37 protein-coding genes are annotated in these 24258 nt (G+C 23.5%); 16 read left to right on the top strand and 21 right to left on the bottom strand.

The features are described from left to right. Positions 1 to 5 precede the first annotated feature (5 nt). Positions 6 to 278: a hypothetical protein gene (locus tag AAHM78_RS09055; RefSeq protein ID WP_342252921.1), complete on the top strand. Its 273-nt coding sequence runs from the start codon at positions 6 to 8 to the stop codon at positions 276 to 278. Between the two features lie 35 nt (positions 279 to 313). Here the strand turns inward: AAHM78_RS09055 and AAHM78_RS09050 are convergent, their stop codons facing one another. Beyond that, positions 314 to 1273, bottom strand: a complete 960-nt coding sequence (locus AAHM78_RS09050) for an IS1595 family transposase (RefSeq protein WP_342252920.1) — start codon at positions 1271 to 1273, stop codon at positions 314 to 316. Between the two features lie 189 nt (positions 1274 to 1462). Here AAHM78_RS09050 and AAHM78_RS09045 point away from each other — a divergent pair, with 189 nt between their 5' ends. After that, positions 1463 to 2104 (top strand): transposase, encoded by a 642-nt coding sequence (locus AAHM78_RS09045; protein WP_342252919.1) that lies wholly within the window; start codon positions 1463 to 1465, stop codon positions 2102 to 2104. A gap of 18 nt (positions 2105 to 2122) precedes the next feature. Here AAHM78_RS09045 and AAHM78_RS09040 read toward each other — a convergent pair whose 3' ends face one another. From AAHM78_RS09040 to AAHM78_RS09025, 4 genes are all read right to left on the bottom strand, one after another. After that, a complete protein-coding gene (locus AAHM78_RS09040; RefSeq protein ID WP_342255121.1) occupies positions 2123 to 2335 on the bottom strand; it encodes a hypothetical protein in 213 nt (70 codons plus the stop codon). 59 nt (positions 2336 to 2394) lie between these two features. Continuing rightward, positions 2395 to 2787, bottom strand: a complete 393-nt coding sequence (locus AAHM78_RS09035; RefSeq protein WP_342252918.1) for a transposase family protein — start codon at positions 2785 to 2787, stop codon at positions 2395 to 2397. 67 nt (positions 2788 to 2854) lie between these two features. Further along, positions 2855 to 3028 (bottom strand): hypothetical protein, encoded by a 174-nt coding sequence (locus AAHM78_RS09030; protein WP_342252917.1) that lies wholly within the window; start codon positions 3026 to 3028, stop codon positions 2855 to 2857. Then, positions 3028 to 3156 carry a hypothetical protein gene (locus AAHM78_RS09025; protein ID WP_342252916.1) on the bottom strand — a complete coding sequence of 43 codons (129 nt, stop codon included), beginning with the start codon at positions 3154 to 3156 and terminating at the stop codon, positions 3028 to 3030. Before AAHM78_RS09025 ends, AAHM78_RS09030 begins: the two co-directional genes overlap by 1 nt. 427 nt (positions 3157 to 3583) lie before the next feature. Here AAHM78_RS09025 and AAHM78_RS09020 point away from each other — a divergent pair, with 427 nt between their 5' ends. Further along, a complete protein-coding gene (locus AAHM78_RS09020; protein ID WP_342252915.1) occupies positions 3584 to 4528 on the top strand; it encodes an IS30 family transposase in 945 nt (314 codons plus the stop codon). Here AAHM78_RS09020 and AAHM78_RS09015 read toward each other — a convergent pair. Then, positions 4520 to 4837, bottom strand: a complete 318-nt coding sequence (locus tag AAHM78_RS09015; protein WP_342252914.1) for a hypothetical protein — start codon at positions 4835 to 4837, stop codon at positions 4520 to 4522. The two genes, AAHM78_RS09020 and AAHM78_RS09015, sit on opposite strands and share 9 nt — an antisense overlap. Continuing rightward, on the bottom strand, positions 4830 to 5378 hold the full coding sequence (locus AAHM78_RS09010; RefSeq protein ID WP_342252913.1) for an ERF family protein: 549 nt from the start codon (positions 5376 to 5378) through the stop codon (positions 4830 to 4832). Before AAHM78_RS09010 ends, AAHM78_RS09015 begins: the two co-directional genes overlap by 8 nt. Before the next feature lie 127 nt (positions 5379 to 5505). On the opposite strand from AAHM78_RS09010, the gene AAHM78_RS09005 reads away from it, so the two are divergent. Beyond that, positions 5506 to 6222 carry an IS1595 family transposase gene (locus tag AAHM78_RS09005; protein ID WP_342252912.1) on the top strand — a complete coding sequence of 239 codons (717 nt, stop codon included), beginning with the start codon at positions 5506 to 5508 and terminating at the stop codon, positions 6220 to 6222. 297 nt (positions 6223 to 6519) lie between these two features. On the opposite strand, the gene AAHM78_RS09000 is transcribed toward AAHM78_RS09005, so the two are convergent. Together AAHM78_RS09000 and AAHM78_RS08995 are read right to left on the bottom strand one after the other, a co-directional pair. Further along, complete coding sequence (locus tag AAHM78_RS09000) at positions 6520 to 6690, bottom strand: hypothetical protein (protein ID WP_342252911.1); 171 nt, start codon at positions 6688 to 6690, stop codon at positions 6520 to 6522. A 15-nt stretch (positions 6691 to 6705) separates the two neighbouring features. Then, positions 6706 to 6885: a hypothetical protein gene (locus AAHM78_RS08995; RefSeq protein WP_342252910.1), complete on the bottom strand. Its 180-nt coding sequence runs from the start codon at positions 6883 to 6885 to the stop codon at positions 6706 to 6708. Between the two features lie 288 nt (positions 6886 to 7173). Here AAHM78_RS08995 and AAHM78_RS08990 point away from each other — a divergent pair, with 288 nt between their 5' ends. After that, entirely contained in the window at positions 7174 to 7566 is a 393-nt protein-coding gene (locus AAHM78_RS08990) for a transposase family protein (protein WP_342252835.1), read from the top strand. 2 nt (positions 7567 to 7568) lie between these two features. Further along, positions 7569 to 7991 (top strand): transposase family protein, encoded by a 423-nt coding sequence (locus tag AAHM78_RS08985; RefSeq protein ID WP_342255003.1) that lies wholly within the window; start codon positions 7569 to 7571, stop codon positions 7989 to 7991. A 13-nt stretch (positions 7992 to 8004) separates the two neighbouring features. On the opposite strand, the gene AAHM78_RS08980 is transcribed toward AAHM78_RS08985, so the two are convergent. The 4 genes from AAHM78_RS08980 to AAHM78_RS08965 form a co-directional block, all read right to left on the bottom strand. After that, positions 8005 to 8781 (bottom strand): hypothetical protein, encoded by a 777-nt coding sequence (locus AAHM78_RS08980; protein ID WP_342252909.1) that lies wholly within the window; start codon positions 8779 to 8781, stop codon positions 8005 to 8007. After that, positions 8781 to 9236, bottom strand: a complete 456-nt coding sequence (locus tag AAHM78_RS08975; RefSeq protein WP_342252908.1) for a hypothetical protein — start codon at positions 9234 to 9236, stop codon at positions 8781 to 8783. Before AAHM78_RS08975 ends, AAHM78_RS08980 begins: the two co-directional genes overlap by 1 nt. 170 nt (positions 9237 to 9406) lie before the next feature. Next, the gene (locus AAHM78_RS08970) at positions 9407 to 9574 is read right to left on the bottom strand and encodes a hypothetical protein (RefSeq protein ID WP_342252907.1); all 168 of its coding nucleotides are present in this window, start codon (positions 9572 to 9574) and stop codon (positions 9407 to 9409) included. Continuing rightward, a complete protein-coding gene (locus AAHM78_RS08965) occupies positions 9543 to 9800 on the bottom strand; it encodes a hypothetical protein (RefSeq protein ID WP_342252906.1) in 258 nt (85 codons plus the stop codon). Before AAHM78_RS08965 ends, AAHM78_RS08970 begins: the two co-directional genes overlap by 32 nt. A gap of 65 nt (positions 9801 to 9865) precedes the next feature. Between AAHM78_RS08965 and AAHM78_RS08960 the strand changes: the two genes are divergently transcribed. The 3 genes from AAHM78_RS08960 (at position 9866) to AAHM78_RS08950 (ending at position 11816) form a co-directional block, all read left to right on the top strand. Next, positions 9866 to 10825, top strand: a complete 960-nt coding sequence (locus AAHM78_RS08960; protein ID WP_342252905.1) for an IS1595 family transposase — start codon at positions 9866 to 9868, stop codon at positions 10823 to 10825. Positions 10826 to 10999: 174 nt separating this feature from the next. Beyond that, positions 11000 to 11410, top strand: coding sequence for a transposase family protein (locus tag AAHM78_RS08955; protein WP_342252904.1), 411 nt, complete (start codon positions 11000 to 11002; stop codon positions 11408 to 11410). After that, the gene (locus tag AAHM78_RS08950; protein ID WP_342255120.1) at positions 11352 to 11816 is read left to right on the top strand and encodes a transposase family protein; all 465 of its coding nucleotides are present in this window, start codon (positions 11352 to 11354) and stop codon (positions 11814 to 11816) included. The genes AAHM78_RS08955 and AAHM78_RS08950 overlap by 59 nt, the downstream gene beginning before the upstream one ends. On the opposite strand, the gene AAHM78_RS08945 is transcribed toward AAHM78_RS08950, so the two are convergent. From AAHM78_RS08945 to AAHM78_RS08930, 4 genes are read right to left on the bottom strand one after another with little or no spacing between them, the layout of a single operon-like run. Further along, positions 11813 to 11986 (bottom strand): hypothetical protein, encoded by a 174-nt coding sequence (locus AAHM78_RS08945; protein WP_342255119.1) that lies wholly within the window; start codon positions 11984 to 11986, stop codon positions 11813 to 11815. The genes AAHM78_RS08950 and AAHM78_RS08945 overlap by 4 nt on opposite strands. A gap of 59 nt (positions 11987 to 12045) precedes the next feature. Next, positions 12046 to 12279, bottom strand: a complete 234-nt coding sequence (locus AAHM78_RS08940; RefSeq protein WP_342252903.1) for a transposase family protein — start codon at positions 12277 to 12279, stop codon at positions 12046 to 12048. Positions 12280 to 12296: 17 nt separating this feature from the next. Further along, positions 12297 to 12437: a hypothetical protein gene (locus AAHM78_RS08935; RefSeq protein WP_342252902.1), complete on the bottom strand. Its 141-nt coding sequence runs from the start codon at positions 12435 to 12437 to the stop codon at positions 12297 to 12299. Positions 12438 to 12470: 33 nt separating this feature from the next. Next, a complete protein-coding gene (locus AAHM78_RS08930; RefSeq protein ID WP_342252901.1) occupies positions 12471 to 12656 on the bottom strand; it encodes a hypothetical protein in 186 nt (61 codons plus the stop codon). 145 nt (positions 12657 to 12801) lie between these two features. Between AAHM78_RS08930 and AAHM78_RS08925 the strand changes: the two genes are divergently transcribed. Next, the gene (locus tag AAHM78_RS08925) at positions 12802 to 13761 is read left to right on the top strand and encodes an IS1595 family transposase (protein WP_342252847.1); all 960 of its coding nucleotides are present in this window, start codon (positions 12802 to 12804) and stop codon (positions 13759 to 13761) included. 346 nt (positions 13762 to 14107) lie between these two features. Then, the gene (locus tag AAHM78_RS08920; protein ID WP_342252900.1) at positions 14108 to 14824 is read left to right on the top strand and encodes an IS1595 family transposase; all 717 of its coding nucleotides are present in this window, start codon (positions 14108 to 14110) and stop codon (positions 14822 to 14824) included. Between the two features lie 169 nt (positions 14825 to 14993). On the opposite strand, the gene AAHM78_RS08915 is transcribed toward AAHM78_RS08920, so the two are convergent. From AAHM78_RS08915 to def, 3 genes are all read right to left on the bottom strand, one after another. Beyond that, positions 14994 to 15482, bottom strand: a complete 489-nt coding sequence (locus tag AAHM78_RS08915; protein WP_342252899.1) for a hypothetical protein — start codon at positions 15480 to 15482, stop codon at positions 14994 to 14996. 616 nt (positions 15483 to 16098) lie between these two features. Continuing rightward, positions 16099 to 17811: a ribonuclease J gene (locus AAHM78_RS08910; protein WP_342252898.1), complete on the bottom strand. Its 1713-nt coding sequence runs from the start codon at positions 17809 to 17811 to the stop codon at positions 16099 to 16101. Positions 17812 to 17971: 160 nt separating this feature from the next. Beyond that, a complete protein-coding gene (gene def / locus AAHM78_RS08905; RefSeq protein ID WP_342252897.1) occupies positions 17972 to 18562 on the bottom strand; it encodes a peptide deformylase in 591 nt (196 codons plus the stop codon). 101 nt (positions 18563 to 18663) lie between these two features. Between def and AAHM78_RS08900 the strand changes: the two genes are divergently transcribed. The 3 genes from AAHM78_RS08900 to AAHM78_RS08890 all read left to right on the top strand — a co-directional run bounded on the left by AAHM78_RS08900 (position 18664) and on the right by AAHM78_RS08890 (position 20888). Further along, positions 18664 to 19221, top strand: a complete 558-nt coding sequence (locus AAHM78_RS08900) for an RsmD family RNA methyltransferase (protein ID WP_342252896.1) — start codon at positions 18664 to 18666, stop codon at positions 19219 to 19221. A 14-nt stretch (positions 19222 to 19235) separates the two neighbouring features. Next, on the top strand, positions 19236 to 19814 hold the full coding sequence (gmk, locus tag AAHM78_RS08895) for a guanylate kinase (protein WP_342252895.1): 579 nt from the start codon (positions 19236 to 19238) through the stop codon (positions 19812 to 19814). A 525-nt stretch (positions 19815 to 20339) separates the two neighbouring features. Further along, complete coding sequence (locus AAHM78_RS08890) at positions 20340 to 20888, top strand: Pr6Pr family membrane protein (protein ID WP_342252894.1); 549 nt, start codon at positions 20340 to 20342, stop codon at positions 20886 to 20888. A gap of 598 nt (positions 20889 to 21486) precedes the next feature. Here the strand turns inward: AAHM78_RS08890 and AAHM78_RS08885 are convergent. Next, positions 21487 to 21801, bottom strand: a complete 315-nt coding sequence (locus AAHM78_RS08885) for a transposase (RefSeq protein ID WP_342252893.1) — start codon at positions 21799 to 21801, stop codon at positions 21487 to 21489. Between the two features lie 959 nt (positions 21802 to 22760). Here AAHM78_RS08885 and AAHM78_RS08880 point away from each other — a divergent pair. Beyond that, positions 22761 to 23471, top strand: a complete 711-nt coding sequence (locus tag AAHM78_RS08880) for a DNA integrity scanning protein DisA nucleotide-binding domain protein (protein WP_342252892.1) — start codon at positions 22761 to 22763, stop codon at positions 23469 to 23471. Positions 23472 to 23482: 11 nt separating this feature from the next. Then, entirely contained in the window at positions 23483 to 24247 is a 765-nt protein-coding gene (locus AAHM78_RS08875) for a type III pantothenate kinase (RefSeq protein WP_342252891.1), read from the top strand. Positions 24248 to 24258: the final 11 nt, after the last annotated feature.

Genomic DNA, 24258 nt, shown 5'->3' with positions numbered 1-24258 from the left:
TTTTTGTGACTAATAATGAATTAATTGATGTTTTAAAAAACAAAAAAGACGAAGAATTTATAAAAATTATTAGACATTTTAAAAATAGAATTAAACAAATTGAGAAAAAAGAAAAATTAGATGCAATTGATAAAAAATTTAAAGAAAAAGGAATTCAATGTCCAAATTGTAAATCTTATTGATGTGTAAAAAATGGTTTTAAGAATAATAAGCAAAAATATTTTTTAATTTTCAAAAAAACTCTTGATGAAATAAAAAAAATCATCAACCTGGCCTAAAATTTGATTTTATTTAATTTTGGGATTTATTTTTTTTACAAACTGAAATATAATGCTTCAGATTTTGCATAAGGTGATATTTTATAATGTTGGTATTTAAATTTTCATAAATTGAGGTAATTTTGAATATTGATAAATCCAATGCCATGATAATGAGTAATAAATTCTTTTAAACTTGATTGTATTTTACTGATATTACTTAAATTTTTATAATTTAATTCTTTATTTTCTTTTGATTTAAATTTCTTGAGAGTACATTTTGTTTGTTTAGCTACTGTATCATATAGTATTTGCATATCACAAACTATAATTGATTTTTCTTCGATAAGCTTAGATGTTAAATTTTCTTGTACTCATTTTTTTGTTAATCTTTTAGTATTTGTTGTTTGAGCATAAATATTTTTATTTTCATCAATTGCCATTTCAATACAACAGTTTAAATCTTTAGCATTTTCTTCAATTCATTTTTTTCTTGGATCATCTGGATTTTTGAAATTTCCTTTGTGAATTTCTTTGATAAAAGTTTCATCAATTTCAATTCTACCTTTTAATTTTGTGAATGGTTTTTGTGTTTTGGCTAATTGTGATGATTTCATAAATTTTTGACGATTAAATCATGCTGATGTTTTTGAAATTTTAGCAAATTGAGAAATAGTATAAGCAGATTGACCTAACAATGACAATCAAATTATTCAATATCATTGTTCATGAGATAAATGACTTCAATGTAAAAAATGATTTCTTAAAGCATCAAAGCTACTTTTACAATCTTTGCATAAATATTTTTGCTTATTATTCTTAAAACCATTTTTTACACATCAATAAGATTTACAATTTGGACATTGAATTCCTTTTTCTTTAAATTTTTTATCAATTGCATCTAATTTTTCTTTTTTCTCAATTTGTTTAATTCTATTTTTAAAATGTCTAATAATTTTTATAAATTCTTCATCTTTTTTGTTTTTTAAAACATCAATTAATTCATTATTAGTCACAAAAAATCACCCCTGATATAAAAATATTACTTTTAATTTAAAATTAAAAGTAATATCAAGATTTTTTGTGAAAATTAAAAAAAATATTTATGCAAAGATTGTAAAAGTAGCTTTGATGCTTTAAGAAATCATTTTTTACATTGAAGTCATTTATCTCATGAACAATGAGATTGAATAATTTGATTGTCATTGTTAGGTCAATCTGCTTATACTATTTCTCAATTTGCTAAAATTTCAAAAACATCAGCATGATTTAATCGACAAAAATTTATGAAATCATCACAATTAGCAAAAACACAAAAACCATTCACAAAATTAAAAGGTAGAATTGAAATTGATGAAACTTTTATCAAAGAAATTCATAAAGGAAATTTCAAAAATCCAGATGATCCAAGAAAAAAATGAATTGAAGAAAATGCTAAAGATTTAAACTGTTGTATTGAAATGGCAATTGATGAAAATAAAAATATTTATGCTCAAACAACAAATACTAAAAGATTAACAAAAAAATGAGTACAAGAAAATTTAACATCTAAGCTTATCGAAGAAAAATCAATTATAGTTTGTGATATGCAAATACTATATGATACAGTAGCTAAACAAACAAAATGTACTCTCAAGAAATTTAAATCAAAAGAAAATAAAGAATTAAATTATAAAAATTTAAGTAATATCAGTAAAATACAATCAAGTTTAAAAGAATTTATTGCTCATTATCATGGCATTGGATTTACCAATATTCAAAATTACCTCAATTTATGAAAATTTAAATACCAACATTATAAAATATCACCTTATGCAAAATCTGAAGCATTATATTTCAGTTTGTAAAAAAAATAAATCCCAAAATTAAATAAAATCAAATTTTAGGGCAGGTTGATGATTTTTTTTATTTCATCAAGAGTTTTTTTGAAAATTAAAAATATTTTGTATACCTTGATAACCTGAATCAACAAAAACTTGTTTTTCTGGATGAATAAAAGTTTTAGATTTTAGAAGCAATTTAAAATCATGAATGCTTCCAAAACAAAAAGCAGTTGAAATAATTTTTCCATTGGAAATATCAATAATTATTTGGGATTTGAGAGAATGATGTTTCTTTTTACCTGAAAAAAGTAATTTTAGTTTTTTTTAATTCTTTCAATTGGAGTTTCAGTAGCATCAATAGCTAACAAATTATTATTAGTACCTTTATTTTTTGTTAAATCTTTTTTTCCAGGTAAATTAAAAATTCCGCTTTTTATTAAAATATTTTCAATTCAAAAAATATTACGAATTCAACTAGTATGACTAATATTATATCTTTTTGCAATAACTCTATAACTACTATAGTCTTTTCAATATTCTAAAGTCATTAATAAACGCTCTTCAATTACAATTTTATTTTTTCTACCACCATAATATTTTTGTTTAGACTCAGCAATTTTTAAAATTTCAAGCATTTTATAAAATGTTTGTGGCTTTATGCCGACTAAACTATAAAATTCTTGATCATCTTTATATTTTTTCAACATAATAACTATCACCTTTAATATTAATAATAATCGTTAAATTGTTAAAATTAAAGGTTTTGCACCAAGTCTAATATTCTTTAATTTCTTTTATTTTATTATTAAAATCTAATTTATGTTTTTTACACATTTTAAAAAATTGAATTGTAGTATCTTCTAAATCTAAATTTTTTAAAGTAACTAATACTTTATTATTACAATCTTTAACAATACATTTAAGTAATACTTTTTCTTGTTTTTGCATTAATTATCTTCCTTTTTACAATTACATAAATTAATTGATATATTTAATTGTTTTAATTTTTTGAAATTTTCTGATGATTCAATAATTGCATTTTTTGTAAAAATATCCATTTCAAATTCTATTTTCATTATTTATTTTCCTTATTTAAATAATATCAACCAATTAATAAACTATCTGCTTCATCATGATTTGATATTTTTATATTTCATTGATATTTTTCATTTAAATAAAAACATATATCTTCACTTATTTTTTTATTTCAATTTTTTAAAGAAATATTAGTAATATTATTATCTATATATCATTTTTTTCATGAAGAAGGACTTATTAACATATTTTTTGTTAATAATTTATTAAATTGTCCAGCAATAAAACCTCTTAAATGTTCTTGAGTTTCATAACCAATACCATTTTTTGAATGAAAAGTACCACGTTCAATAATTAAATCAATATTGGTATCTTTTATATTACTTTAATTGTAAAATTAAAAAGGACACTTATATAAAAATTAAATTGTGTTAGTTCTATAATTAAGAAAAGAAAGGAATTAGCGCAATGTATAAGTATCTGAGTATTGAATCAATAATAGCAATAAAAGAATATAAAAATTATGGATTTTCGATTCGTAAAATAGCAAAAATTGTTGATTATAGTAAATCAACTGTACATAGAGTTTGTAGATTATTAAATAAAAACTTATTGCCATTAGAAATATTGAATCAATTTCAAAAAAATAAACAAAATGCAGGCAGAAAATTAATAATTTTAACTTTAACAGAAATTAATAGTATTAATCATTTGTTAATTACTAAAAAGTATGCTCTTGATATAATTGCTAACTTTTTAAAGGAAAATAAAATAAAAAGTATTTCAACAAAAACTTTATATAACGTGTTTAAAACAAATCGAATGGGTTTTGATGAAAATAACTTATTGAGAAAAGGCAAAAATAAATCTCACAAACAAAAAGAAACTAGGGGCAAAATTAATAATTGTAAGTCTATTAATGAAAGAAATTTAATCATTCCTAATATTAAAAATATACAAGAATTTGGTCATTTAGAAGGTGATACTATCATTGGCAAAGATCATAAAAGTTCTATTATTACTTTGGCTGATATATGATCAAAAACCACAATTCCTTTAGTAACTAAAAATCATAAATCAGAAAATATTACGAAAAGTATAATAAAATTTATTTCAAAGTTACAAAAAGGAACAGTTAAAACCATTACTTTTGATCGTGGTAAAGAATTTAGTAAATGAAGATTAATCGAAAAAATTTGTAATGTCAAAATTTATTTTGCAGATCCTGGTAAACCTTGCCAAAGGGGTTTAAATGAAAATAATAATGGTATTTTAAGAAGATATTTACCAAAATCTACAGATCTATCTGCATATAAACAAAAAGATTTAAATTTTATAGCATTTCAAATTAATTCTACACCCAGAAAATCGCTCTCTTATAAAAGACCAATAGATTTAATACAATTATTTTAAAAAACTGTCCCATTTATATTTACAACTCAGGTTATTAAAAAATATTTCACTTTCAAAATTTAAAACTCCATATTTTTTAAAACTATAACTACTAATTAATATTGGTTTTCAAATAATTTCATTTTCATAACAATTTTTACATTCTTTTATAATTTTTAATGAAACATTATCATCATTATGAATTTCACAATATACATATTCTCTAGTAGGTCAATAATTTAAATTTTTATCATATTTATATTTTTTTTCTCATAATGTAAAACCTGTATTTTTAATACTTGGGTCAATTGAAAGTAAATAATTATTCATAATTTCTATACTCATTTTTATTATTATTTTTTAAATTTTTAAATCTTTCACGAATTTCTTTAAATTTATCAAATAAAATTTTTAAATAATTTTCACCCATTAATATTAAAAAATCTTTATTATTACTTGGATTTAATCTTTCCATATCTTCTCTTATACATTCATCAAATAAAACTGTATTTGTAATCATATATTTTTCAAAATAATCTAATTGTTTTTGACTTGGTTCTCATTTTTCATTTGTTATTTTTACATTATTAATATAATTATTTTGTGGTTTATTATTTTGAATTAAATTAACACTATCATTATCTGGGTCAAGTTCATCTTCACTTAATAATAATAAATTCATTAAAAAATATCTATAAGCATAAGTTTCTGCACTACCTTTTGCTTTTGCTATATCTGTATTTTTAGCACAAGCTAATATATCAAAATATTTTAATTCTTTATCATTATCTAAATCAATAATTGTATATCTTTTAAAATAAGTTATTTCTACTTCTTTAGTATCTAAATAATTTATGGAAATTATCCCCACATGTACTAGTGTGGAGGAAAAAATGAATTGAAATGAATTCAATAGCATATTTCAAACTGAAAACGATTGTTTGAAATATATAGCGAAGTTGAAAATAATGAAATGCATCAGGTGTGCTTCTTCTGGTTTGAATACTTCTGATTTGAGAAGAATACGATGTTTGAACTGTAACCAAACATTTAGTATTCTTTATGGAACCATTTTTTATAAGTCACAGACCCAAATGACATCTTGGTTTTATCTCATCTTTAGATGAATAAACACAAAGCATGGCATACCAGCAACCGATGTTGCAAGGGAATTGGGTGTGACCTATAAAACAGCTTGAAGAATGTGTCATGAAATCAGGACTAGAATTGGAAATCAAGATGCAGGTTTCATTGTGGATGGCACAGCACAGATGGATGAAATGTATCTTTCACATTTAGGTTTTAAAAAACAAGGAAGATCCTTGTTGAATAAAAATTTGATTGTTGGAGTTTATGAGAAAACCAGCAACAAACTAATTGTGAAGGTGCTGAAAAATGCAGATGAAAAAAACCTTTTAAGATTTGCATTGAAACACATTTTTACTGAGTGCTGTCTATTTACGGATTCTTGGAAGGGATATGTAAGTTTCAAAAAATTCTATCCCAAACATGAAATCGTAAATCATGAAGTTGGGTATGTGTCACCAACAGGTGTAAACACAAACCAGATTGAATCAGCATGAAAGCACATCCGACGAACTTTCCGAACACACATAAGAGTTTCAAAGCACAATATTCATTTATATGCAAAAGAATCAGCATATAAATTCAATAACATACCTAGTTTTGAAACTGTAATTTTGTGTTTGATTTAAATACATGCGGGGATAATTTCCTAGGTAGGCTTTTATCTCCATTTATGTGATAAAATTTAAAAATAGTACATAAAGGGATAAAAGCCTAATTTATTTTTCTATCAGTTGTTAATATATCTTCATGTGTAATCACAATATTTAATTCTTTACATAATAATTTAAATTTATTAAAAATATCACTTAATAATCAATATTTATAATTTCCAAATTTATTAAAACTATTTTTAGGTGTACTACCAATTTCTAATTGTAATTTAAGTATTTTTTTATATCAATTATTCATTATAATCACTCTTTCTATTTATTTATTGCTTTTTTAATTAAATTTCTTATAAAACCATTAATTTTCATATTTCTTTCTTCACAAATTTCTTTTAATTTTTCATAATCTTTTTCAGTAAATCTTAAATGAACAATAATTTGTTTAATCATTAAATCTTCTGGTTTCTTTTTAGGTGCTGCTGTCATATTTATTCATCTCCTTTAACCTTTAATAATTCTTTTATAATCAATAATTACTTGTTCTAATTGATTTACCTTTTTATAATTAAAATAATCAAGACTAATTTTTAAATCACCATCAGCATTAATGTTAATTTCTAAATCTTCATATTTACTATTAAATTCTTCTTGTAATTCTTCAAATTTTTCTATTAATTTCATTGCATTTTGTAATTATAATTGATTCATTTTTACACTCCTTTAAAATTTTCTTTTAATTTTCAAAAAAACTCTTGATGAAATAAAAAAAATCATCAACCTGGCCTAAAATTTGATTTTATTTAATTTTGGGATTTATTTTTTTTACAAACTGAAATATAATGCTTCAGATTTTGCATAAGGTGATATTTTATAATGTTGGTATTTAAATTTTCATAAATTAGACTTGGTGCAAAACCTTTAATTTTAACAATTTAACGATTATTATTAATATTAAAGGTGATAGTTATTATGTTGAAAAAATATAAAGATGATCAAGAATTTTATAGTTTAGTCGGCATAAAGCCACAAACATTTTATAAAATGCTTGAAATTTTAAAAATTGCTGAGTCTAAACAAAAATATTATGGTGGTAGAAAAAATAAAATTGTAATTGAAGAGCGTTTATTAATGACTTTAGAATATTGAAAAGACTATAGTAGTTATAGAGTTATTGCAAAAAGATATAATATTAGTCATACTAGTTGCATTCGTAATATTTTTTGAATTGAAAATATTTTAATAAAAAGCGGAATTTTTAATTTACCTGGAAAAAAAGATTTAACAAAAAATAAAGGTACTAATAATAATTTGTTAGCTATTGATGCTACTGAAACTCCAATTGAAAGAATTAAAAAAAACTAAAATTACTTTTTTCAGGTAAAAAGAAACATCATTCTCTCAAATCCCAAATAATTATTGATATTTCCAATGGAAAAATTATTTCAACTGCTTTTTGTTTTGGAAGTATTCATGATTTTAAATTGCTTCTAAAATCTAAAACTTTTATTCATCCAGAAAAACAAGTTTTTGTTGATTCAGGTTATCAAGGTATACAAAATATTCATAAAAATACATTTTTGCCATTTAAAAAAAGTAAATACAATCAATTAACACCAATTCAAAAAGAATACAATAAAACTTTAAGTAAAATTAGAATTAAAATTGAACACGTATTTGCTAAACTAAAACGTTTTAAAATTTTAAGTTTAAAATATCGCAATAAAATACGAAGATTTGCATTAAGATTTAATTTAATAGCAGGAATATATAATTTTGAATTACCTTAGTTTTGCACCAAGTCTATTCTTTTAATTTAAAAAAACCTTTTTCTAATCTATTAATAAAATTCATAGTTTTTTGTACATTAATATTATTAGGATAAATTACACTAGTATCTTGTGAACCATAATATTTACCTTTTTTTGCTAATTCACTTTTAACATATTTTCTTAATTGACTTGGTAATCATTTTCTATTTCAAAATTTTCAAAATATTGTTCCAGCACCAGAACCATTTTTACCTTTAGCTTGTGTCATTAATATTCATATTTCTTGTGGAAATGTTGGATAAGTATATGGACCATATCATATTTGTCTTTTATCATTATCACTTTGAAATAACGTAGTTAAAGTTCCAATTTTTAAATTTTTATTATCAACAATAAATCTTCCTTTTTTAAATCATGAACTTGATAATACTTCTCATGCATTTTCTGGTATTTCTTCTTCATTTTCTTTAAATAAATTATTAAATTTATTAACATAATTTTTAACAGTTCTAATTTCTGTTGGCATAATAGAATTTTTCAAACTATTTATTTGATTTTTAAATTTATTAATTTCATTTTGTAATATAGATAATTCACTTGGTTTTAATATACTTGTTAATTTTTTAAGTATATTTGGATTAAAAACACTATATGGTTGATGTATTTCTTTTTCACTAATATTTTCACTATCAAATACTGCTTTTAATGATTGATTTTTATAATAATTTTTTAAAGCATTTATTAATGCTAATTTAATATCATTACTTGCTAATGCATAATATATTCATTCAATAATTAAAGGTAACATTATAAACTCATATGATTATAATCTCAATTTAATGAAGCATTATCATGATTTAATGGTACTTCGCTCATATTATCACTACCATATTGACTAGATGTTTCACTATTAATAGTAAATATATTATCATTAATTAATCTTGCGGTTTCATTATTAAATGGTGTTTCTTGCATTTCTTGAATATGATTTGTACTTTCCATAGGTAGTAAATTATGGATTATTTCACTTGCACCAGCAATTATGGTAGGTACTGCATAAGCATTATTAAAATCATTATTTATACCCATAGCAACACCACTTGATATTAAACAACCACCAGTACCCATATTTGCTATTTTACGTATAGTTTCAAATCTATTAGGAATTAATTCTGTAATTCCATTAATAAGATTTGAAATACCATAAGCATTTAAACTAATATATGTATCTCAAGCCATTAAATTATTAGTATTATTGTTCATTAATAATAAATCATCTGGAAATGGATTAGGATTTGGATTAATTGAATTAGTAGTAAATTTAGCATAATTTGCTAAACCAATTGTTCCTAAACCTAATAATATTTTTTTACTACTATTAATTAATTTAGTTTTAGTATTTGGTCTTTGATTTAAATTTAATATATCTAAACCTAATTTTTACCAAATAATAAACTATTAATTGAACCTAAAACTGGATTACCGATTACTTGTCCATAATAAGCACTTGTACCTATCATTGCTGATAATGGACTCATTGAAGAACGAATTATTTTTAATAAAGTATAATTATTTGATTGTATATTTTCAGAAATTGGCATTTGTATTAACTCCTTTTAATAAATTAGTTTGTTTTTCTATTTTAATTATTACTTTACCTTCACAATGTATATTATCACCAACACATATAGCATAATTATCATGTACATCGCTAACAATAAAATAATCATTTCTTAATTTAGGATATTCATCTAATAAAATTGCTCTAATATCATTACTTGTAGTTAAATCTTGTGGTTTATCAGAATAAATTTTTAATTTTCACAAAAAATCTTGATATTACTTTTAATTTAAAATTAAAAGTAATATTTTTATATCGGGGGTGATTTTTTGTGACTAATAATGAATTAATTGATGTTTTAAAAAACAAAAAAGATGAAGAATTTATAAAAATTATTAGACATTTTAAAAATAGAATTAAACAAATTGAGAAAAAAGAAAAATTAGATGCAATTGATAAAAAATTTAAAGAAAAAGGAATTCAATGTCCAAATTGTAAATCTTATTGATGTGTAAAAAATGGTTTTAAGAATAATAAGCAAAAATATTTATGCAAAGATTGTAAAAGTAGCTTTGATGCTTTAAGAAATCATTTTTTACATTGAAGTCATTTATCTCATGAACAATGAGATTGAATAATTTGATTGTCATTGTTAGGTCAATCTGCTTATACTATTTCTCAATTTGCTAAAATTTCAAAAACATCAGCATGATTTAATCGTCAAAAATTTATGAAATCATCACAATTAGCAAAAACACAAAAACCATTCACAAAATTAAAAGGTAGAATTGAAATTGATGAAACTTTTATCAAAGAAATTCATAAAGGAAATTTCAAAAATCCAGATGATCCAAGAAAAAAATGAATTGAAGAAAATGCTAAAGATTTAAACTGTTGTATTGAAATGGCAATTGATGAAAATAAAAATATTTATGCTCAAACAACAAATACTAAAAGATTAACAAAAAAATGAGTACAAGAAAATTTAACATCTAAGCTTATCGAAGAAAAATCAATTATAGTTTGTGATATGCAAATACTATATGATACAGTAGCTAAACAAACAAAATGTAATCTCAAGAAATTTAAATCAAAAGAAAATAAAGAATTAAATTATAAAAATTTAAGTAATATCAGTAAAATACAATCAAGTTTAAAAGAATTTATTACTCATTATCATGGCATTGGATTTACCAATATTCAAAATTACCTCAATTTATGAAAATTTAAATACCAACATTATAAAATATCACCTTATGCAAAATCCGAAGCATTATATTTCAGTTTGTAAAAAAAATAAATCCCAAAATTAAATAAAATCAAATTTTAGGCCAGGTTGATGATTTTTTTTATTTCATCAAGAGTTTTTTTGAAAATTAAAAGAAAAAAATGAATTAGACTTGGTGCAAAACCTTTAATTTTAACAATTTAACGATTATTATTAATATTAAAGGTGATAGTTATTATGTTGAAAAAATATAAAGATGATCAAGAATTTTATAGTTTAGTCGGCATAAAGCCACAAACATTTTATAAAATGCTTGAAATTTTAAAAATTGCTGAGTCTAAACAAAAATATTATGGTGGTAGAAAAAATAAAATTGTAATTGAAGAGCGTTTATTAATGACTTTAGAATATTGAAAAGACTATAGTAGTTGTAGAGTTATTGCAAAAAGATATAATATTAGTCATACTAGTTGCATTCGTAATATTTTTTGAATTGAAAATATTTTAATAAAAAGCGGAATTTTTAATTTACCTGGAAAAAAAGATTTAACAAAAAATAAAGGTACTAATAATAATTTGTTAGCTATTGATGCTACTGAAACTCCAATTGAAAGAATTAAAAAAACTAAAATTACTTTTTTCAGGTAAAAAGAAACATCATTCTCTCAAATCCCAAATAATTATTGATATTTCCAATGGAAAAATTATTTCAACTGCTTTTTGTTTTGGAAGCATTCATGATTTTAAATTGCTTCTAAAATCTAAAACTTTTATTCATCCAGAAAAACAAGTTTTTGTTGATTCAGGTTATCAAGGTATACAAAATATTAATAAAAATACATTTTTGCCATTTAAAAAAAGTAAATACAATCAATTAACACCAATTCAAAAAGAATACAATAAAACTTTAAGTAAAATTAGAATTAAAATTGAACACGTATTTGCTAAACTAAAACGTTTTAAAATTTTAAGTTTAAAATATCGCAATAAAATACGAAGATTTGCATTAAGATTTAATTTAATAGCAGGAATATATAATTTTGAATTACCTTAGTTTTGCACCAAGTCTAATGTATTTTTATGAATATTTTGTATACCTTGATAACCTGAATCAACAAAAACTTGTTTTTCTGGATGAATAAAAGTTTTAGATTTTAGAAGCAATTTAAAATCATGAATGCTTCCAAAACAAAAAGCAGTTGAAATAATTTTTCCATTGGAAATATCAATAATTATTTGGGATTTGAGAGAATGATGTTTCTTTTTACCTGAAAAAAGTAATTTTAGTTTTTTTTAATTCTTTCAATTGGAGTTTCAGTAGCATCAATAGCTAACAAATTATTATTAGTACCTTTATTTTTTGTTAAATCTTTTTTTTCAGGTAAATTAAAAATTCCGCTTTTTATTAAAATATTTTCAATTCAAAAAATATTACGAATGCAACTAGTATGACTAATATTATATCTTTTTGCAATAACTCTACAACTACTATAGTCTTTTCAATATTCTAAAGTCATTAATAAACGCTCTTCAATTACAATTTTATTTTTTCTACCACCATAATATTTTGTTTAGACTCAGCAATTTTTAAAATTTCAAGCATTTTATAAAATGTTTGTGGCTTTATGCCGACTAAACTATAAAATTCTTGATCATTTTTATATTTTTTCAACATAATAACTATCACCTTTAATATTAATAATAATCGTTAAATTGTTAAAATTAAAGGTTTTGCACCAAGTCTATTAATATAATATTCATATAAGTAATCTCAATTATTTGATGTTAAATACATATCTTCTTCAATCATTTCATCTATACATTTATTACAACAATAACTATTATCTATGTCACTAATTCAAATATATTTTTCATTATGAATATTACATTTCATTTTTTTCACCTATTAATTTATAAAAACATTTATTACAAGTTCTATTTCCATATGATGAATTTTTATTTTAATTTTAACAAAAAATCTTGATATTACTTTTAATTTAAAATTAAAAGTAATATTTTTATATCAGGGGTGATTTTTTGTGACTAATAATGAATTAATTGATGTTTTAAAAAACAAAAAAGATGAAGAATTTATAAAAATTATTAGACATTTTAAAAATAGAATTAAACAAATTGAGAAAAAAGAAAAATTAGATGCAATTGATAAAAAATTTAAAGAAAAAGGAATTCAATGTCCAAATTGTAAATCTTATTGATGTGTAAAAAATGGTTTTAAGAATAATAAGCAAAAATATTTATGCAAAGATTGTAAAAGTAGCTTTGATGCTTTAAGAAATCATTTTTTACATTGAAGTCATTTATCTCATGAACAATGAGATTGAATAATTTGATTGTCATTGTTAGGTCAATCTGCTTATACTATTTCTCAATTTGCTAAAATTTCAAAAACATCAGCATGATTTAATCGTCAAAAATTTATGAAATCATCACAATTAGCAAAAACACAAAAACCATTCACAAAATTAAAAGGTAGAATTGAAATTGATGAAACTTTTATCAAAGAAATTCATAAAGGAAATTTCAAAAATCCAGATGATCCAAGAAAAAAATGAATTGAAGAAAATGCTAAAGATTTAAACTGTTGTATTGAAATGGCAATTGATGAAAATAAAAATATTTATGCTCAAACAACAAATACTAAAAGATTAACAAAAAAATGAGTACAAGAAAATTTAACATCTAAGCTTATCGAAGAAAAATCAATTATAGTTTGTGATATGCAAATACTATATGATACAGTAGCTAAACAAACAAAATGTACTCTCAAGAAATTTAAATCAAAAGAAAATAAAGAATTAAATTATAAAAATTTAAGTAATATCAGTAAAATACAATCAAGTTTAAAAGAATTTATTACTCATTATCATGGCATTGGATTTACCAATATTCAAAATTACCTCAATTTATGAAAATTTAAATACCAACATTATAAAATATCACCTTATGCAAAATCTGAAGCATTATATTTCAGTTTGTAAAAAAAATAAATCCCAAAATTAAATAAAATCAAATTTTAGGCCAGGTTGATGATTTTTTTTATTTCATCAAGAGTTTTTTTGAAAATTAAAAAATTTTTATGACAAATATCACATGAACCTTTAATTCTATATTCTCTACATTCCATAATTATTAATCCCTTTCTATAATTTTTAATATTTCTTGTATTTCAATATATTTTTTATGGAAATTATCCCTGCATGTACTAGTGTGGAGGAAAAAATGAATTGAAATGAATTCAACAGCATATTTCAAACTGAAAACGATTGTTTGAAATATATAGCGAAGTTGAAAATAATGAAATGCATCAGGTGTGCTTCTTCTAGTTTGAATGCTTCTGATTTGAGAAGAATACGATGTTTGAACTGTAACCAAACATTTAGTATTCTTTGTGGAACCGTTTTTTATAAGTCACAGACCCAAATGACATCTTGGTTTTATCTCATCTTTAGATGAATAAACACAAAGCATGGCATACCAGCAACCGATGTTGCAAGGGAATTGGGTGTGACCTATAAAAAAGCTTGAAGAATGTGTCATGAAATCAGGACTAGAATTGGAAATCAAGATGCAGGTTTCATTGTTGATGGCACAGCACAGATGGATGAAATGTATCTTTCACATTTAGGTTTTAAAAAACAAGGAAGATCCTTGTTGAATAAAACTTTGATTGTTGGAGTTTATGAGAAAACCAGCAACAAACTAATTGTGAAGGTGCTGAAAAATGCAGATGAAAAAAACCTTTTAAGATTTGCATTGAAACACATTTTTACTGAGTGCTGTCTATTTACGGATTCTTGGAAGGGATATGTAAGTTTCAAAAACTTCTATCCCAAACATGAAATCGTAAATCATGAAGTTGGGTATGTGTCACCAACAGGTGTAAACACAAACCAGATTGAATCAGCATGAAAGCACATCCGACGAACTTTCCGAACACACATAAGAGTTTCAAAGCACAATATTCATTTATATGCAAAAGAATCAGCATATAAATTCAATAACATACCTAGTTTTGAAACTGTAATTTTGTGTTTGATTTAAATACATGCGGGGATAATTTCCTAGGTAGGCTTTTATCTCCATTTATGTGATAAAATTTAAAAATAGTACATAAAGGGATAAAAGCCTTTTTTATTTTTAAGTAATTTTTCATTACATAAATTTTTAATTAATGCTATTTTTTCAATATTTAATAACATATTAATTTCCTTTAATACTTTAAATAAAATATTTTTTCATTATGAGTATTTATATCTTTCGTTGGTGTAACAATATAATTAATTGGCTTATCATTTTCTTTATAAGGATTATTGATTTTAAAACTTTTCATATCTTGTTCTCATGTAATGTTATATTTAAAACATTCTTGATTTTTATCATTTTTAAAAATATAATAACCATTATATTGTTCATAAAATTCACAAGATATTAATTCATTTTCATTTCTAGTAATATTTGGAATATTTTTAATATATTTTAAAATATCACTACCTTTAACACTTTCAATATCTTTTGTTATTGATTTTTTACCTAATTTATAATAAACATCTTCAATTATTTTTAATGCTATTTTTTTATTTTTTTCATCAATAATAGTATCTTTAATTGGAAATCGTGTTTCATATTCACCAATTTCTAATAACATACCTTTAGTTGTTTCTTTAATTTTATTTTTAATATCTAAATTAACATTAATCATTACAAATCCTTTCTATGTATAAGCCTTATCACCTACAGTGATAAAAGGCTTATATACTATTAACTACTTATCTACTATACGTAAGGCTTATGCTACTGTAGGTAGCAAAGCCTTGGAGGGTGGGGGTTCCAGGGGAAGGGAACCAAAATTTCTGAAATTTTCAAAGAGCAACAGAAAAATTACTATTGGAATATTCCAGCACAATAGCCTAAATAATTTTTTATTTAGTTATGGAATAATTAATTACTTTAATAAAGTGCTGGTTTAATAAAATAATTAATTATAATTGTTCAACAATTAAAAAATGAGAGTATTATCTCTCATTTAACTTCTTTTTAAATCTAACCATTAACTTTATACGCCCAGATAATGTTAAAACAATCTTTGGAATCCAAAAATTATTAAATAAAGGATCACTAAAATTATTAGTAACAAAAAATGATAAAACAACAGGTAATTTTATGGCCAATGATAAAATTACAGTTAGATTTAAAATCGGTGAAGTTATGATTCTTGTAGGAGAAGAATTAATAGTTAACCCTTAATAATAGCATCATACTCAATGCTAATTATGTTTAATAAAATATATCAAAAAAATAAAAAATAGTTTTAAAAACTATTTTTTATTTAATATAACAGGAATAATTAAAGGGTTTCTTCTTTTCTTTTTAAATATATAAGGTGCTAATGTTGATTTGATAGCATTTTTTATTGTAGCAAAAGTAGGTCTTTCACTTTTTAATACTTCATTAATAGCTTTTGTTAGTAATGATATTGCTTCAGATACTAAAGGTGCTGCATCACGAACATAGAAAGAACCGCGAGAAATAAACGTTGGTGGTGCTAATAATTTATTATTTTGTGAATCAATAGAAACAACAATTGCAATTAAACCATCTTTAGAAAGAATTTGTCTATCACGGATTACTGCAGCAGTTGTTACTCCAGACATATCTTTACCACCATCAACATAAATAGGATCAGCAGCAATGCGTTTATCGCTTAAAGAACATTTACCATTATCCATAATAATTGGATCACCGTTAGCACAAATAAATATATTTTCTTCAGGGATTCCAATTGATACAGCTGTTTCTTTATGAACTTTTAACATTCGATAATCACCATGCATTGGCATAAAGTATGATGGTTTAATTAAATTTAACATTAATTTTTGTTCTTCTTGTGAAGCATGACCAGAAGTATGCAATCAATTTAATGGTGAATTTTCTTCAACAATCGCACTAAGTCGTGTTAGTTTATTAACTACTCTTTCAACGTCAGCACGGTTACCAGGAATTGCTGATGAAGAGAATATTACTGTATCACCGGGTATAATTTTTATTTGACTATGTTCGCGATTAGCAATTCTTGATAATGCTGCCATTGGTTCACCTTGGGAACCCGTACAAATAATAACAATTTGATTATTATCATATTTTTTAGCTTCTTCTGCTTTAATAAATGAACTATCACGAACTTTTAAATGTCCCATTTGACGAATAACATTAACTATTCTTTCTAAACTTCTTCCAACAACAATAACTTTTCTATTATGTTTTGTTGCAACTTCAATAATTTGTTGTAAACGGTGTACATTAGAAGCAAAAGTAGAAATTAAAATTCTGCCCTTTGCTTTAGCAAATATTTCACTAATTCTTTTAACAACAAGCATTTCTGTCATTGTATAACCGGGTACTTCAGCATTCGTTGAATCTGCTAAAAATAATGTTACTCCTTTTTGACCCATTTGTGCCATTTTATCAATATCTGCTTTATGACCTAAAGGTGTTCAATCGAATTTATAATCACCTGTTGTTACAACAGTTCCATTTGAATTTTCTACACAAATTCCATATGCATCAGGAATTGAATGATTAACAGCAAAAAAAATAATAATAAATCTGTTAGTTTTAATTTTACTATTACCATCAACAATATTTATTTTTATTTTTGATTTTATTCCTTTGTCCTTAATTTTATGACGAATTAAAGCTGCTGCTAAGTTAGGAGCATAAATAGCTGGAATATCACTAATTTCTTTTAATAAGTATGGTATACCACCAATATGATCTTCATGACCATGAGTAATAAATATTCCTTTAATTTTATGTTTATTTTCTTTTAGGTAACTATAATCAGGAATTACTGCTTCAATTCCTGGCATAGAAGCATCAGCAAATTTTACTCCAGCATCAATAATAATAATTTCATTATCTTGTTCAATTACATAAGTATTTTTTCCAACTTCTTCTAGCCCACCAAGTGCAAAGATTTTCGTGACGAACTTTTTAACTGGCATAGTATTTTTTGTGGGTGTATCACTCATATTTTTTCTCCTTCATTCATTTTAAAATTATAAGGAAATAACATAAAACATAACATAAAAAAATGTAATGAATTTAATCATGTTTTTACTTATTACTTATTTGGTATATGATATTTAACTATAATAAAACAATTTAAAAACTTAAGTTTATCATTCTACTTTATATCATAATCCATTTATCATTATTAAGTCAAGGATTATCCTTATTAATGTGATGATAAAAGAGTTTTCCTTCTAAATGGTCTTGCTCATGTTGAAAAACAATTGCTTCATAACCTCTAACAGTTAAAGTTACTTTTTTCTTTTTTAAATAGTCATAACCTGTAACGTTGATTTTATAACTACGTGGAACTAAACCTTCATGAGGGTGATTAGTTACACTTAAACAACCTTCACCTTTTTTTAAATAAGCTATTTGTTCGCTTTTACCAATGATTTTTGGATTTATTAATGCATGTTCATAGTAAATAATCTTTTCATTTTTATCAGGAATTGGTAATAAAATATAATACATTTTTATATTTTCTCCAATTTGTGGTGCAGCAATACCAATAGCTTCGGTTAAAATGTTGTTAGCATTAAATTCTTTATCTTGTGATGCTTTTACTCAATCAATCATACGTTTCATAATATTTTCATCTTTAGGTGTTAAGGGTAAAATAACATCAGCACAAGGTTTTAATAAACTAGGTTTTGTATCTTCAGTAATTCAAGATGCTGATGGTACTTCGTTTTGTAATTTTTTTAACATTGCAGATCCTTTCAACAGTTTGTAATAAATAATAAATTAAACTAATTTGCTTTTATCAAATTTAATGATAAAGTTATTATAAACTAAATTTTGGAGAAAACATGAAAATTATTGCTGGAAAATTAAAAGGAAAAAAAATAATTACTTTAGATGGTTTATCAACACGGCCAACCTTAAATCGAATTAAAGAAAATATTTTTAATATTATGTTAAATTATTGTAGTTTTGAAGATAAAATTGTTGTTGATTTATTTGCTGGAAGTGGTAATTTAATTCTTGAAAGTTTATCACGAGGGGCAAAATTTGCTTTTGCAAATGATATTAATAAAGCTGCTTGTAATATTATTAATCAAAATTGTTTTGCTTGTAATTTACAAGAACAAGTTAAATTAAGTAATTTGGATTATCAAATTTTTAGTAAAACACTAGTACAACAGTGTGATATTGTTTTTATTGATCCACCGTTTGCAAATATTACTTTTCAACAGTGAATTATTGATTTCTTTTATAAAAATAATTTACTTGCTAATAATGCTTTAATTGTTTTAGAAACAAATGTACCACTTGAAAATTTACAATTAAATTTCCATTTTAAAGTAGTATCTAATAAAAAATACGGTAAAATATATATTAAAATAATTCAATTTTATGAAAAGTAGAAAGTAGAATGTAAATGGCACAAAAAAAAGGAAAATTAATTATTCTTTCTGGACCAAGTGGTGTTGGTAAGGGTGCAATTATTGCTAAATTATTTGCTGATAAATCATTAAATTTAGCATATTCAGTTTCGATGACAACAAGAAAACCACGTAATAAAGAACAAGATGGCATTAATTATTTTTTTGTTGATGTATCAACTTTTTTAAATAATGTTAAAGGTAATGATTTTTTAGAATATACAAATTTTATTGGTAATTACTATGGTACTAGTAAGAGTTATGTTTTAAATTTGCAAAATCAAGGTTATAACGTTATTTTGGAAATTGAGGTTGATGGTGCTAGTCAAGTTTTAAAAAATTATGAACATCGCAATGATATTATGAGTATTTTTATTATGCCTCCTTCTTATCAAGAATTAGAACAAAGAATTCGTATGCGTGCTAGTGAGTCAGAAGCAATTATTGAGAAAAGATTAAATAAAGCAAAAGAAGAATTTAAAGTTCAACATGAATATGATTATATTGTTATTAACGATGACTTAGATATTGCTGTTAAAGAAATAACAGATATTATTAAAAATAATATTAATTAGTTTTTGATTTGATAGTTTAGAATTAAATATTAAAAACATTTAACGATGTTAATTTGTATAAAAATATAATGGTATAGAAAACTATATTACAATAATTTTATAAACTTAATATCAAGTTTATTTTAAATCCTATTTCTTTAATTTTAAAGCAATAGATTTTTTATAAACTTTTTAAATGTTAAAAATGTTTTTTATGATTTTTTTGTAATTTTGGTAACCAGAATCAGCCAAAATTTGTATTTTTGGATTAATAAAAAGTAAAAATTATAAGTAGTGCTAAAAGAAAAAAAGTGTTGAAATGAGTTTTTGTGTTAAAAATTATTAAAAACTAATAAGTGTTACAATTAAACAAAGGGGGAAATATATTATAGATTTAAGTTGATATGATTGTATTAAGGATTGAAAATTTTATTTTAAATTAAGTTTTGGTTTATTTTTTCTAGCAGTTTTATTATATGGATTATTATCACCTTTAATTAATGGGATTACTGTAACTGATCAACAAAAAAAGATGCTAGAAACTGAATGTGATTTACTGAAGATAAAGGAGATTTTATTTTAAATTATTTTTCTTTTTTTACAATTCAAACTAATGTTTTTGTTATTATTTGATTAATATCATCTGCTATTTTTTGAGAACAAGAAGGTAGAATTGATAGTAAATGATTTGGCCAATATATGACTTTAGCAGTAACAACTTTTATTACTATTACAGGTATTGTTTTTAATGTTATGTTATTACCAACTTTAGTAAATCAACTACAAACCTTTTATGCATGATTTACTAATATTGTCCAACATATGGTAGTTCCGATTATAATGATTATTTACTTTTTTATTATGCCAAGAGAACAAGGTAGTGTTTTCACAACTAAAGAATTTTGAAAAAAGCGTATGTGAATGTACTATATTTATCCAGTTATTTGAGCAGTTATAATGTTAATTCGTGGTGAATTTCGTTGACAAGCAGGAAAGGTTTGAGCTTATCTTAAACATTCACAAATCTTTTTATGGTATTCCAGGGGCTATATGATTATTAATAACTGCATTATTAATTATTTTGATTATTTTTAGTATTTCAACTTTATTTAATTTAATTAATTTAAAACAATTAAAACGAAAATATCATATTATTTAAATGATACGACAAAATAAAAAAACAAATTTTGCTATGATCGTGTTTCGTTTGGTTTATATTTTTATGAAAAGAGATTACAATTATTATATTTGTTAATTTTAATTATAGAATACTTTAATATACTAATATTATTAATTTATAATAAAGGTTAACAATTAAGGTAGGTTTAGAATAGTCTTTAAGTGTGTATTCATTTTTAAAAACAAAACAGGCATAATTGAGTTAGTCATAAATTTAAATAAAAATAATAAAGTTAAATCAAAGAATATAACAAAATAATTTGCTAAAAATACTATTTATAATTAAGAAGTAGATTATAACGTAAAGTATTTTTACGTTGTGAAAAGAGAATTTAAAAAATATTAGATAAAAACTAAATAAAAAAATATAGCAAAGAAATGATTCAAGATAATGAATGTATAGTATTTTATTGATAAAGATTAATAAAGGCTTTTATCCCTTTATGTACTATTTTTAAATTTTATCACATAAATGGAGATAAAAGCCTACCTAGGAAATTATCCCTGCATGTATTTAAATTAAACACAAAATTACAGTTTCAAAACTAGGTATGTTATTGAATTTATATGTTGATTCTTTTGCATATAAATGAATATTGTGCTTTGAAACTCTTATGTGTGTTCGGAAAGTTCGTCGGATGTGCTTTCGTGCTGATTCAATCTGGTTTGTGTTTACACCTGTTGGTGACACATACCCAACTTCATGATTTACGATTTCATGTTTGGGATAGAAGTTTTTGAAACTTACATATCCCTTCCAAGAATCCGTAAATAGACAGCACTCAGTAAAAATGTGTTTCAATGCAAATCTTAAAAGGTTTTTTTTCATCTGCATTTTTCAGCACCTTCACAATTAGTTTGTTGCTGGTTTTCTCATAAACTCCAACAATCAAAGTTTTATTCAACAAGAATCTTCCTTGTTTTTTAAAACCTAAATGTGAAAGATACATTTCATCCATCTGTGCTGTGCCATCAACAATGAAACCTGCATCTTGATTTCCAATTCTAGTCCTGATTTCATGACACATTCTTCAAGCTGTTTTATAGGTCACACCCAATTCCCTTGCAACATCGGTTGCTGGTATGCCATGCTTTGTGTTTATTCATCTAAAGATGAGATAAAACCAAGATGTCATTTGGGTCTGTGACTTATAAAAAATGGTTCCATAAAGAATACTAAATGTTTGGTTACAGTTCAAACATCGTATTCTTCGCAAATCAGAATTATTCAAACTAGAAGAAGCACACCTGATGCATTTCATTATTTTCAACTTCGCTATATATTTCAAACAATCGTTTTCAGTTTGAAATATGCTATTGAATTCGTTTCAATTCATTTTTTCCTCCACACTAGTACATGTGGGGATAATTTCCTTAATAAATTTCATTTCTTAAAAAATATTGTAAGAAGTATCTTTATCTTTAAAGGAATTAGCAAAACTATCAAATGCATTAAAAATGATAATACAATTAAAACAAAAATTATCTTCAAGAGAAAATAGTAAAGATAGTGATAATGATTTTTTAATAAAAGCAGAAGTAAATAAGAATTTATCAACATTATCCGTAGTAAATAAAAATTATCTTCATAACACTGTACCAAATTTATAGTTAATAAAGATAATTAACAAATAATAATTTTATAAACTTATATAAGATAAAATCTAAAATTATCAAAAATATTAGTACTCCTTTTAAATTTATTTTTAAAAGGAGTATTTTGTAAATTATTATAAGTTGTTATACTAATAATATCAAAAATAATTTTTTTACTTTATAATTAAAGTAGTGGAATCAAAAAATAAAGGAATGGTGGTATTTAATATGAGCGTATTACCGTTAAATATTATTTCGACTGTAATTTCAGCAGATATTGGAACAGTTATTGCTGAAATAGCGGTTTTATTTGGAATAACCATTTCTTTATTAATGACAATTCTTATTTTAATAGTTATGAATACCTTTATTCATGGTAAAAAAGTTTGATGAACAACAAGAAATAAATCTCATATGAAACTACTAGCAACTTCAGAAAAAAGAATGTTAGCAAGTGTTTTAGCAGAAGCAGTGATTAAATTAGCAGAAGAAAAAATTGGAGCACTAATTACTATTGAAAGGAATGTTTCATTAAATGAATATACTGATTTGGGAGTAAAAATTGATGGTGAAGTAACTTCACAACTATTACAATCTATTTTTATTAAAGGTTCAGCATTGCATGATGGTGCAGTTATTATTCGTTTAGGTCGTATTGAATGTGCCTCTACTTATTTTCCACTAACTAATAAAAAAATATCTAGTCAATTTGGTTCACGTCATCGTGCTGCTATTGGAATATCAGAGCAAACCGATGCAGTATCAGTTATTGTTAGTGAAACTAATGGTTATGTTTCAATAGCTCGTAGTGGTAAGTTTTTACAAGTTGAAAACTTAAATAATCTTGTTCGTACACTGTATGATGAATTAGCTTCAACCAAAGAAATGGTTCAACAAGTATAATAATGAAAAGTTTGTTATTAGTAGATATTGGTAATACATTAATTAAGATTGCTATGATTAATGATAGTGAAATTATTGAACAATGAGCAGTAATAGAAACCAAAAGTAAAAATGCAATTGTTCAATTGAAAAAAGCATTTAAATTAAATAAAAAATTACATTTTGAAGAAGCTGTTATTAGTTGTGTTGTTCCAAATTTTTTAATAATAATAGAAAAATTAATTGTTTTTACATATAATTTAAAACCGTTAATTGTTGATTTTAATTTACTAAGTTCTTTACCTTTAAAACTTAATTTAGAAAATCGTCAATTAGGTAGTGATTTGATAGCATTATCATATGCTGCTTATACTAAGTATCACAATGCGATAGTTGTTAGTTTGGGAACTGCTACTACCTATAGTGTTGTTGTTAATGATGTTTTGGTTGGCGTTATTATTGGACCTGGATTTAGTACAAGTAAAGATGCATTGATTGATAATGCTGCTTTACTTGTTGATTTTGAAATGCAACATTATCAATCAATGTTAGGTAAAAATACTAATCATGCTTTATCAATTGGTTATGGTTATGGTTTTAGTGCAATGATTAATAGTATAGTTGCTAGAATTAAAAAGGAAACAAATATTATTTTACCTGTAATTTTAACAGGAGGTAGTGTACCAATTTTAAAATCTTATTTTGATTTTTCTTATATTTATGAACCACAAATGTTATTTTTAGGTTTAGTTGATGTTATTAAATATTTTAGAAGTAATAATAAAATAAAAGATTAATATCTTTTAAT

Source organism: Spiroplasma endosymbiont of Zeiraphera isertana, from assembly GCF_964030805.1.
Taxonomy (GTDB): Bacteria; Bacillota_I; Bacilli_A; order Mycoplasmatales; family VBWQ01; genus Spiroplasma_E.
This window is presented reverse-complemented; position numbering and strand designations above follow the sequence as displayed.